Genomic DNA, 11,105 nt, shown 5'->3' with positions numbered 1-11,105 from the left:
GGTGTTCTCGTCGGCGTGCGAGCCGATCAACGATCCGAGTGCGGTCAAGACGACCGTGGGTGAGCCGGCGCAGGATCCGGAAACGGGGATCTGGACGCTGGAGTACGAGATCACCATCAAGAACCGTTCGACGACCACTGTCGGTAACGTTCCGTACACGCTCACGGATGAGCTGGGCTTCCCTGCCGACGTGGAGGTCGTGAGTGTCGCGGTGGACGCGCCGGCGGGAATCACTCCCAACGCTGGGTTCGATGGCGACACCGACACGACGATCGCCACGGCGGGTATCGGTGCGGCGGCGAGCGACGCGGATCCGGCGATCCAGGTCTACACCGTGACCGTGGAGTTCATAGTGCCCGCCGGGCTCACCGACGGGGCCCAGTGCGATCCTGCGCAGGGTCCTGGCGGTCTGTTCAACGAGGTCGAGCTCGCCGTCGGCACGCGCATCTCAGGGGCGGTGGCATGTGCCAACGTGCCGGAGGTGCCCCTGGCGGGTGTGACGAAGTCGGTGCTGTCGCAGGAGCAGCAAGCCGACGGTACGTGGCTGCTGCTGTACCGGGTGACCGTAGCCAACCCGTCTGCGACCGCGGCGAGCGAGTACTCGCTCGATGACGAGTTCGCCTTTGGCGAGGGCATCGAGCTCGCGGCGCCGGCGACCATCACCGCCCAACCGAACGGGGTCACGGTCGAGCCCGACTGGAACGGCACTGATGCCCTGACGATCGCCGAGGACATCCTGCTTCCGGCGGCGGGCTCGCACACCTACACCGTGCGCGCCGTGATCGACTCGGGCGCGGTGACCGGTGATCAGCCCGCGGGAGACTGCGTGCTGGACCCCGGTGAGACCGGCACTGGTTTCGGCAACTCGGCCGTCGTCGGCTCGGAGGTCGCGTCCGCTTCATCGGAGATCTGCGCTCAGGCGTGGGACCCGGGGGTCACCAAGGAGATCAACGGCGCTCCGACACAGCAGGCGGATGGTTCGTGGTTGCTGTCCTACACGATGACGGTGACGAACCCCTCGCTCGTGCCGCTGAGCTACGGGTTGGTCGACGAGCTGGACTTCCCGGTCGGCACGCAGATCACGGTCGAATCGGCGGCGGGCCGCGACGGTTCGCCCACGGTGCAAGCCGATTGGGATGGCGAGTCTCAGACTCAGCTGGTGGCCGATGGCACCCTGTTGCCGTCGAACGCGATCCACGTGTTCGACGTGACGGTGCGCGCGCTGCTGCCCGCGGACCAGGGAAGCGCCACCGGCGGGTGGGGCAACACCGCCACGGTCGAGTCCGGTGTCGATGGCGTCATTGCGACCGACGCGGTCGCGCAGGCCGACATCCTGGTCCCGGAGCTCGAGGTCACGAAGGCGGCTACGCCCTCGGATCCGGTGCTGCGCATCGGTGACACGGTGGTCTACGAGGTGACGATGGAGAACGTGGGCGAAGGCGACTTCACCGCGCTGTTCCCGGCGGTCGTGTGGGATGACCTCACCGACGTCCTCGACGATGCCCAGCTCACGACCGGTCCGGCCGTTGCACCGGATGTCGCGACGATCGCGTACACGGGGCTGCCTGAGTACCGGGCATCCGCGCCTCTCCAGGCGGGCGACAGCGTCACGATCACGTACACGGTCACTATCGCCGACGGCGGGAACGCCGAACTGGTGAACACCGTGTTCGCGGCGCTGCCGATCGAAGATGACCCTCTCACGCCGACCGGTGACGCATGCGCGGAACCGTCGTGTGCTGTGACGCAGACGCAGTTGCCGGCGCTGAATGTGACCAAGTCGGTGGCGCAGGGGACGATCGAGCCGGGCGGCACTGCGCACTACACGGTGACGGTGACCAACACCGGCGAGGTCGACATCCCTGCCGGCGATCCGGCAGTCATCACGGATGACCTCTCGAAGGTCCTCGACAATGCGAGCTACCTCGGCGACGCCGCGGCGGACACCGGAACTGTCGCGGTCACGGGCACGACGTTGACCTGGGTCGGCGGCCTCACCGCGGGACAGACCGCAACCATCACCTACGCGGTGCGGGTCGCGGCCAGCGCACCGGACGGGGCCGTGCTGGAGAACCTCGTGGTCTCCGACCCGACCCTTGTGGCACTCGCCCTCGACGGACAGCCCGGTGCCGGCGAGGCGACCACATCGACGCTGGTCACCCGGTTGGCCGTCACCGGCAGCAGCATCTGGGGTCCCGGTCTGCTGGGCGCCCTGCTGCTGATCGTGTTCGGCGGACTGATGTGGTGGCGGCGGCCTCGCAAGCTGTAACAGGACTGAGACTCGACAGCCGCCGCCTGGTCATGCACCGGGCGGCGGCTCGAGCCGGTGCCCACCGGCCGGTACGTCGACCCCCGCGCCGGACGGATCGCATGGGCGGAGCGGGCCGGATCATGGATGGACCGGTGGCCCTTCATGGCCTCCGTCGCGGATTCCGCAGACTCTCTCCGGACGGAAGTCAGAAAATCCCAGGTCGGGGCGAGCGCTAGCGGAAGTTGATGAACGGTAGGCGGACTGCAGGTGAGTGCAGGTAGCTACAGATGAAGCACGGAACCATGCGGATCTAGGTGCATTCGAACCCGATTGAGTTCAGTCGAATCCAGTTGATTGGAGATGGGTTTGCGGACTCCGTGCGGACTGCACGTTACGAGTAGATGTTGGTGTCCCGGCTCTTGTTGAACGCCTGCTGACCGAGCTGCACGGTTGGCACCGGGGGCGTCGTCCGGAGGACGCTGTTTCCGTCCCACGTCGCGATCACGATGGAACCCGGGTTCTCGACCTCGGCCATCTCGATGGCGGGAAGCATGTCAGTGTCACGGGTTGCGACGATAATCCTGTCGCACGACTTGGCTAGGGCGCACCGGACGATAGCGAGTGCCATCATCACGTCGACGCCCTTCTCCTGTGCGCGGGTATCCGGCCAGTCACGCGGGTATCTCAGCGGTCGCGTCTCGACGACAACGCGCGTGTCCCTCTTCCACATGGAGTGCTGGCGAAGAACTCGAGAGTTCGCCTTGCCTTCCTTCCGTGGGTCGGGAAGGCCGCGGTACATCGTGATCTTCTCGGCAGTCAGTTCCTCGCCGTGCTGAGTGGTCCACGCGGCGCACACCTGGTCAGCGAAACGGGCCGGGTGCACCAGATAATCGTGCTTGGCCTCGTGATAGCGGGCGAAGCACTCGAACGCTGAGAGATGGACGTTCTGGTAGTCGACGAAGACATGGGCGGTCGCCAACGTGCCTCCCCCGGTAAGAAAAGCCCCGCCAGTCCGCATAGCGGAGGGCGGGGAGCAATAACCCGATCATAGACACATATGTAGCCCGGATCCAAACCCTTTACAGAGACCTTAGTCGATACATTCGACTGGTGTTTCCGGTAGACAGGCCGCCCCCGCCCGTCACGCCTCGGAGAGGTCGCGAACGGAGAACGAGCCCATCCGCATAGGGTACGCCGGTGGCTGCCACCTCCAGGGGCGGGTGTGTGACGAGCCCGGGCTCTCCGATACAGTCGGGCGGTGAAGACGCGTGAGCAGGCTCTCAGGGATCTCGGGCGGGTGGTGAATGAAGCACACGCGATCTCGTCGAAGCTCACCGCTCGCGAAGCGGCCGAGCGTGCGTGGCATCCCGGCGGGCCGTCAGTTGAAGACCTGACCAGACAGATCGAAACGTCCAGGGCGAGCATGGTGAATCGGGCGGCTGATGCCGACCTTTGAGGAGTGCCTCGCGAACCTCATCGCGTCAGGCTGCGATGTCGTTACGGTGCAGCGCGCTCTGGGGCATGCTCAGCCGTCGATCACTCTCAACGTCTACAGCCATTTGTGGCCATCTGCGGAGGATAAGACGCGAACTGCTACAGCCTCGTTCATGGCGGAAGTGATTGCTTCTGCGGACTCCGTGCGGACTGAAACAGGAAAAGCCCAGGTCAGAGGACCCGTTTAGCGGAAGTTGATGAATTGCAGGTCGACGTCGAGGTCGGCGCCCTTGAGCAGTGCGATCGTCGCCTGCAGGTCGTCGCGACTCTTCGACTGCACGCGGAGCTCGTCGCCCTGGATCTGCGACTTGACCGACTTGGGCGCCTCGTCGCGGATGATCTTGCCGATCTTCTTCGCGTTCTCCTGGGAGATGCCGTCTTTGAGCGTCGAGGTGATCCGGAACTCCTTGCCGCTGGCCGCCGGCTCGCCCGACTCGAGGCTCTTGAGCGAGATGCCGCGCTTGATGAGCTTCGATTCGAAGACGTCGAGCACGGCCTTGGCCCGCTCCTCAGTGCCCGCCTTGATCAGGATCGCCTCGCCGCTCCACTCGATGGAGGCGCCGGTGCCCTTGAAGTCGTAGCGCTGCTCGACCTCTTTGCGCGCCTGCTGGAGCGCGTTGTCCGCCTCCTGGTGGTCGACCTTGCTGACGATGTCGAATGATGAATCAGCCATGTCGGCATTCTAGTCGGCGGCCCGAATTCGGGGTCGCGCCCGAAGAAACCGGCGAGCGCTCACCAGATTTCGGATTCCCGCCCTCCACAGGGGTAGGCACTCGGTCCGCGCATACGCGATACTGAGTCCCATGTCAGCGTTGACCACCATTGGATTGCCCGTCGCCCTCGGAATCATCATGTTCGGATTGGGCCTCAGTCTCACCGTCGCCGATTTCGCGCGGGTGCTGAAGCAGCCGAAGGCGGTGCTCATTGCGCTCGTCTGTCAGCTGATCGTGCTGCCCGCCATCTGCTTCGGACTCGTTCTCGCCTTCCAGCTTCCCCCGGTGCTCGCGGTCGGCATGATGATGCTCGCAGCCTCGCCCGGCGGCACGACCGCCAATCTCTACAGCCACCTGTTCCGCGGCGACATCGCCCTCAACATCTCGCTGACGGCGGTCAACTCGGTGATCGCCGTGATCACGCTGCCGCTCATCACGAACTTCGCGATCTGGTACTTCGAGCCGTTCGATGACCAGCTCGGCATGCAGTGGGCGAAGGTCATCGAGGTGTTCGCGATCGTGCTGCTCCCCGTCGCCGCGGGCATGCTGGTTCGCCGCCTGTGGCCGCGCTTCGCCGACCGCATGGACAAGCCGGTGCGCATCGTCTCGGTCATCGTGCTCGTCATCGTCATCGCGGGCGCCGTGGCTTCGAACTGGGCGCTGCTCGTCGACAACTTCGCGAGGCTCGCCCTCATCACGATCGCCTTCTGCCTGATCAGCCTGGCGATCGGCTACTTCGTGCCGCGCTGGCTGAACGTCGGCAGGCGCCAGGCGATCGCGTCGTCGTTCGAGATCGGCATCCACAACGCGACCCTCGCGATCGTGATCGCGCAGAGCGTGCTCGGGTCCGTCGAGCTCAGCCTGCCGGCCGCTGTGTACGGGGTGCTGATGTTCTTTCTCGCGTTCGGATTCGGATTCCTCATCCGTGAGCGCGCGGGTTCGGATCCCGATGCCGCCGTCGCGGCCGAGCCCGAGGCATCCGCTCGCTCGTAGCGGGGTGCGCTCCGTTCGCAGATCGGCAACCCCTCATAGACTGGCATCCCCTTCGCAGACTGGCGATCCCTTCACAGATTGGCAGCGTGGTGCCATGTATCCGCTGAGCGAATCCGAGTTGCGCGCGTCGTTCGTGAACGCAGACGCGGACGAACGGCGCCTCGCGGCCCTGCCCGCGGACTTCGTGCTCACCGACTGGGACCATCTGGACTTCTTCGCCTGGCGCGACCCGCGCTCGCGAGGCCGGGGCTACCTCGTCACCGACCATCTGGGGCACCCGACGGGCGTCGTGCTGAGGGCGGCCGACGGCACGTCGCGGGCCCGATCCGCTCTCTGCAACATATGCCACACGATGCAGCCGTCCGACCAAGTGGCGCTCTTCACCGCGCGCCGGGCATTGCCCGCGGGCGAACTCGGTGACAGCATCGGCACGTACATCTGCGCCGACCTCTCGTGCCACGAGAACGTGCGCCTCGCCCTTCCGCTCGCCCCGAGCGAGGTGCGCGCGAGCGTCGACCGGCGCATCGACGGGGCCCGGCAGCGCACCGAGGCGTTCGTCGAGAAGATCCTGGAAGGTGCCGCGGCATGAGCGAGCAGAACCGGGTCGTCGTCATCGGCGACGCCCTGATCGATGAACTGCGCGACGACCGCGGTGTGCGGGAGTTCGTCGGGGGAGCGGCGCTGAACGTCGCCGTGGGCCTCGCGCGGCTCGGCGTACCGACATCCCTCATCGCGATGGTCGGCGACGACGATGACGGCGCGCACATCCGCGCGTACCTCGACGATTTCGGCGTGGTGCTCATCCCGTCGCCGTCGCCCCATGGCACGTCGCGGGCCGTCAGCGTCCGGTCGGGCGCGGGGGAGCCGGAGTACGTCTTCAACCGGGCGGCGCAGGCGCGCCGCATCCGCATCGGTGATGCCGAGCGCGAAGCCATCGCCGCGGCCCCCTACGTCGTCGTGAGCTGCTTCCCCTTCGACGATGTGGCGCAGACCCTCGAACTCGCCGAGGCGCTGCGGGGCGCTGCGGTCGCGATCGACCCCAATCCGCGCTCGGGAATGATGACCGATCGCGCGGAGTTCGTGCGCGGTTTCGAACAGGTCGTGCCCGGCGCGGCCCTCATCAAGGTCGGCGACGACGACGCCCAGCTGCTCTACGGCGTCCCCTTGGACGAGCTTCGGGCGCGCCTCGTCGACCTCGGCGCGCGCGCCGTGCTCGCCACGCAGGGTGCGGCGGGCGCGACGCTCGAAACCGGCGACGTGGTCGTGACCCGCCCGATCTCGGTGCTGCCCGGGCGCATCATCGACACGATGGGCGGTGGCGACGCGACGCTGGCCGCGTCGGTGGCATCGCTCGTGCAAGGCCCGCCGGCGGGCGATGACGAGTGGGCCGAAGCGCTGGAGCGGGCGATGGATGTCGCAGCCGCGACGTGCCGTTTCGAGGGCGCTCTGCTGCGCCTGCCCTCCGCGCTCGCCGACGTCGACCTGGAATCGCTCGGCACCTGAGCTCGCGCTGCACCTGCTCGCGCGGCGTGAATTCGCGCAGCGCACGCGAAGATCAGCCGCGCGAGACCCGGCCACGCTCTCCGATTTCGGGAGCCCTGCCCCGCGGAGTAATATGACTACTCGCGTCTCCGATCGTCTGTACAAGTCGGGCGGGTGCGCGATGGCGAGTTACCCAAGCGGCCAAAGGGATCTGACTGTAAATCAGACTGCTCTGCATTCGGGGGTTCGAATCCCTCACTCGCCACGAAAAGGCGCCCCTCGCGGGGCGCCTTCGTCGTTCGGGACAAGGGGTCAGTCGTCGCGGCCCAGCATCGCGTCGGCGTTGACGGCCACCCATTCGACGAGCGGCAGCATCCGGGCCATGAGGTCGCGGCCGAGGTCGGTGAGGCTGTACTCGACGTGCGGCGGGACGGCCGGGAACGACTCCCGGTGCACGAGCCCGTCGGCGCTCAGCGTCTTGAGGGTCGAGGCGAGCATCTTCTCGCTGATGCCGTCGACCTCGCGACGCAGCTCGCCCCAGCGCCGCGTGCCATCCGACAGCGACGCCAGCACGAGCACGCCCCACTTGCTCATGATGTGATCGAGCACGACCCGGGTGCCGCAGCCATCGGTGAAGACTCCCTCGGACGACTCCCTGATCTCCGCAAAACTCACCGCCATGTAGGTACCTTACCCGAAAGTGGGTACCCGCCAGCGGGAAGGTTATCGGGAGTAGGAGCGCTGGACCGTTCGTCACTCCAACGAAAGGACCTCCCATGACCATCCTCATCACCGGTGCCACCGGCCGGCTCGGCCGCCTCGTCATCGACAGCCTCCTCGCCCGCGGCGCCGAGCCGCGGTCCATCGTCGCCGGTGCCCGTGACGCGTCGAAGGCCGCCGATCTCGCCGCGCGCGGCATCCGCGTCGTGCCCTTCGACTACGACGACGCCGCCGTCGTGAAATCCGCTCTCGAAGACATCGACACCGTGCTGCTGATCTCCAGCTCCGAGGTCGGCAAGCGCGCCGCCCAGCACCAGGTCGTCATCGATGCGGCGGCCGTCGCCGGCGTGCAGAAGTTCGTCTACACGAGCGCGCCGAAGGCGACGACGACCGACCTCGTGCTCGCTCCGGAGCACAAGGCGACCGAAGAGGCCATCGCCGCGGCGGGCCTGCCCGCGGTCATCCTGCGCAACAACTGGTACACCGAGAACTACGCGCCCGACCTCGCCCGCGCGGCCGAGACCGGCGTTGTGGCCGCAAGTGCCGGCGACGGGAGGGTCGCGTCGGCGAGTCGGGCAGACTACGCGGATGCCGCGGCCGCCGTCCTGCTCGCCGATGGGCACATCGGCGAGGTCTACGAGCTCGGAGGCGATGTCGCCTGGGACTTCGAGGATCTCGCCGCCGCCATGGCCGAGGTCACGGGCCGCCCGGTCGAGTACGTCGCGCTGAGCTCGGACGACCACGCCGCGGCGCTCGCCGGCGCGGGACTGGATGCCGGGACCGCGGGCTTCGTCACGGCGCTGGATGCCGGCATCCGCGGTGGCGCGCTCGCCGACACCGACGGCACCCTCTCGCGTCTCATCGGCCGCCCGACCACCCCGCTCGCCGAAGGGCTGCGCTCCCTGGTGTAGGGATTCGCGGTCCGCGTCAGGTGGCTGACCGGGCCAGCGTGATCGCGATCGGGACGGTCTCCTGCACAGCGGGTGCGCGGGGCGCTCTTTCCACAGGATGCCGCGGCTCTGTCGCGCGCGGATCGCGCCGTGTCAGGATGAGCACGGGGGTCGCCCCCCGTACGAGAGGACCACCATGACTGTGCCCCCGCCCGACCTGCGCCCCGCCGGTACGCCCGAAGACGCATCCACACGACCGAGCCTGATGCGCGGCGCCGTGTGGATCGCGATCGGCGCACTCATCGCGGCCGCGATCGTCTGCGTCATCTGGGTGCTGGTCGGTCCGGGGAACGGCATCGTGGGCCGCGCGTTCCTGACCATCCTGCTGCTCGCGGCCTTCGCGGGCGCGGCGCTCTACGACGCGCACGTCGCACCGCGCAGGCCGGACTGGTACGTCATCGCGAGCATGGTCGCGTGGGTGATCGCGCTCCTCGCCGGAGCGCTGAAGATCTGGATGCCGGTGCGCGACTCCTTCGGCGACTTGGACTGGTCGGCGTGGGACAACGGCGTCACGCGGTTCTTCGAGTTCATCGGCATCGTGCTCGTGCTGCGCCTCGCGCTGCTGCACGTGCGCCTCTACCTCAGGGCGCACGCGCGGCACGTCACGACGTTCACGAGCGTGGTGGCGATGATCACGATCGCCTTCCTCGCGATCCTCGCCGTGATGCTGCTGGTGCCGCTGATGTTCCCCCGCGAGATCGAATACGCCGACTTCTACTGGCGCCTCGTGATCGCCCTCGCGATCCTCGTGGCGGTGGGCACGGCGCTCATCCCGCTCGTGAACGCCCTCAACGCGCCGAAGACGACCGGGCCGCGGCAGCACTACCCGGCCGCGGTGCAGCCGCAGTGGCCCACCTACGTCGACGGGGTGACGCCGCTTCCGGTGCTGCCCGACGGGACGCCGGACTGGAATGCGTACTACACGGGCTACCCGTCCTTCTCCGCGCCCCCCGCGTCGACACCGGCAGCCCCGGTCGCCCCGCCCGTGCCCCCGGTGCAGGCACCCACCGGCGGAGACAGCGGATACCCGCCGCCGCCCCCGCTGCCGCCGCGCCCGCCGCAGTCCTGAGTCGCTCAGCGGCCGAGCATCTCGAGCGCGGCCATCGCCGCGTTGTGTCCGCCGATGCCGCTGACCGCACCACCGCGCCGCGCGCTCGAGCCGCACACGAGCACGCGGGCGTGGTCGGTCGCGACGCCCCACCGCGCGGCGGGGCCGGTCGCGGTGCCGTCACCTTCGGCCCATGGCCATGACAGCGACCCGTGGAAGATGTCGCCTCCCGTCATCCCGAGCGACACCTCGAGATCGACGGTCGTGCGCCCCTCGATGCACGGCGCCCCGTCCGGGGCCTCGTACAGCACGGATGACAGGGGCTCGGCCAGCACCGACTCGATCGAGCGCTCGGCGGCCGCCAGCAGTGTCGCCCGGATGGCGTCGGCATCGGCGGCGTCGGCCGCGAGGGCGTGCGGCACCTGGACCCCGAACAGCGTCAGCGTCTGGGCGCCGCTTGCGCGCAGCTCGGGTCCCAGGATGCTCGGGTCCGAGAGCGAATGGCAGTACACCTCGGCGGGCAGCGGGTCGGGAATGAGGCCTGCCACGCCGCGGGTGTACGCGGCCTCCAGCTGTGCCATCGTCTCGTTGATGTGGAACGTGCCGGCGAAGGCGGCCTCGGGGGCGACATCCGCGTCCTTCAGCCGCGGCAGGCGCCGCAGGAGCATGTTGACCTTGAATTGCGCACCGGCGGGTCGCTCGGCGTCGGCCGCTTCACCGCCGGCCCGCAGCAAACCCGCCAGCACGGACGGGCCGACCCCGCTCAGCACAAGCCTCCCGCGCACCACCGTGGGGTGCTCGCCCGCCGTGCGCACCTCGCCGTCCGGCAAAACCGCGGTCACGGGCGCGCGCGTGCGCACGTCGGCGCCGGCCGCGCGCGCGGCTCGCTCCAGTTCGGCGGAGACGCGCCCCATGCCGCCGACCGGTACGTCCCAGTCCCCGGTGCCGCCGCCGATGACGTGATAGAGGAAGCACCGGTTCTGGCGCAGGGTCGGCTCGTCGGCGCTCGCGAACGTCCCGATGAGGCCGTCGGTCAGCACGATGCCGCGGGCGATGTCGGACTTCACCGCGTCGCGGATCGTCGCGCCGAGGGGGCGCTCGATGATCGCATCCCACAGCTCGTCGTCGCCGACGCGGGCGCGCGCCTCGGAGGGCGTGAGCAACGGCTCGGTGAGCGTCGGGAACAGCGCGCGCGCCAGCGGGGCGATGCGCTCGTAGAACGCGGCGAAGCGTTCGGCCTCGCCGCCGTCGCCGGTGACACGGGCGAACGAGCGGGCGGTCGCCGCGGCATCGTGAGTATCGACCAGGATGCCGCGCGCCGGGTCTGCTGGATCCGGCGTATAGGACGAGTACCGTCGGCGGCGCAGCGCGATGCGGAGTCCGAGGTCGTCGATGATCCGCCGCGGCAGGAGGCTGACGAGGTACGAGTAGCGAGACAGGTTCGCGTCGACCCC

11 protein-coding genes and 1 tRNA gene are annotated in these 11,105 nt (G+C 68.5%); 8 read left to right on the top strand and 4 right to left on the bottom strand.

The features are described from left to right. On the top strand, window positions 1–2,269 hold a 2,269-nt coding region (locus VNT50_RS00095; protein WP_491715925.1), incomplete at its 5' end, for a DUF7927 domain-containing protein. Window positions 2,270–2,642: 373 nt separating this feature from the next. Here the strand turns inward: VNT50_RS00095 and VNT50_RS00090 are convergent. After that, the gene (locus VNT50_RS00090) at window positions 2,643–3,230 is read right to left on the bottom strand and encodes an NYN domain-containing protein (protein ID WP_325483074.1); all 588 of its coding nucleotides are present in this window, start codon (window positions 3,228–3,230) and stop codon (window positions 2,643–2,645) included. Window positions 3,231–3,509: 279 nt separating this feature from the next. Between VNT50_RS00090 and VNT50_RS00085 the strand changes: the two genes are divergently transcribed. Then, window positions 3,510–3,707: a hypothetical protein gene (locus VNT50_RS00085; RefSeq protein ID WP_325483073.1), complete on the top strand. Its 198-nt coding sequence runs from the start codon at window positions 3,510–3,512 to the stop codon at window positions 3,705–3,707. Window positions 3,708–3,929: 222 nt separating this feature from the next. Here VNT50_RS00085 and VNT50_RS00080 read toward each other — a convergent pair whose 3' ends face one another. Further along, entirely contained in the window at window positions 3,930–4,418 is a 489-nt protein-coding gene (locus tag VNT50_RS00080; RefSeq protein WP_325483072.1) for a YajQ family cyclic di-GMP-binding protein, read from the bottom strand. Between the two features lie 130 nt (window positions 4,419–4,548). On the opposite strand from VNT50_RS00080, the gene VNT50_RS00075 reads away from it, so the two are divergent. The 4 genes from VNT50_RS00075 (at window position 4,549) to VNT50_RS00060 (ending at window position 7,198) form a co-directional block, all read left to right on the top strand. After that, complete coding sequence (locus VNT50_RS00075; RefSeq protein ID WP_325483071.1) at window positions 4,549–5,451, top strand: bile acid:sodium symporter family protein; 903 nt, start codon at window positions 4,549–4,551, stop codon at window positions 5,449–5,451. Between the two features lie 94 nt (window positions 5,452–5,545). Beyond that, entirely contained in the window at window positions 5,546–6,040 is a 495-nt protein-coding gene (locus tag VNT50_RS00070; RefSeq protein WP_325483070.1) for an FBP domain-containing protein, read from the top strand. Then, window positions 6,037–6,954, top strand: coding sequence for a PfkB family carbohydrate kinase (locus VNT50_RS00065; protein ID WP_325483069.1), 918 nt, complete (start codon window positions 6,037–6,039; stop codon window positions 6,952–6,954). The genes VNT50_RS00070 and VNT50_RS00065 overlap by 4 nt, the downstream gene beginning before the upstream one ends. Before the next feature lie 162 nt (window positions 6,955–7,116). Next, window positions 7,117–7,198: transfer RNA gene (locus tag VNT50_RS00060), tRNA-Tyr, on the top strand. A gap of 47 nt (window positions 7,199–7,245) precedes the next feature. Here VNT50_RS00060 and VNT50_RS00055 read toward each other — a convergent pair. Further along, on the bottom strand, window positions 7,246–7,614 hold the full coding sequence (locus VNT50_RS00055; RefSeq protein WP_325483068.1) for a winged helix-turn-helix transcriptional regulator: 369 nt from the start codon (window positions 7,612–7,614) through the stop codon (window positions 7,246–7,248). Window positions 7,615–7,709: 95 nt separating this feature from the next. Between VNT50_RS00055 and VNT50_RS00050 the strand changes: the two genes are divergently transcribed. Together VNT50_RS00050 and VNT50_RS00045 are read left to right on the top strand one after the other, a co-directional pair. Next, entirely contained in the window at window positions 7,710–8,564 is an 855-nt protein-coding gene (locus VNT50_RS00050; RefSeq protein ID WP_325483067.1) for an NmrA family NAD(P)-binding protein, read from the top strand. Window positions 8,565–8,739: 175 nt separating this feature from the next. After that, window positions 8,740–9,672 carry a hypothetical protein gene (locus VNT50_RS00045; RefSeq protein ID WP_325483066.1) on the top strand — a complete coding sequence of 311 codons (933 nt, stop codon included), beginning with the start codon at window positions 8,740–8,742 and terminating at the stop codon, window positions 9,670–9,672. A gap of 5 nt (window positions 9,673–9,677) precedes the next feature. Here the strand turns inward: VNT50_RS00045 and VNT50_RS00040 are convergent. Then, on the bottom strand, window positions 9,678–11,105 hold a 1,428-nt coding region (locus VNT50_RS00040; protein WP_325483065.1), incomplete at its 5' end, for a phytoene desaturase family protein.

The organism is Microbacterium sp., from assembly GCF_035554235.1.
GTDB lineage: Bacteria > Actinomycetota > Actinomycetes > Actinomycetales > Microbacteriaceae > Microbacterium.
Note: the sequence above shows the minus strand (reverse complement) of the source record. Positions and strands in the feature narration are given on the sequence as shown.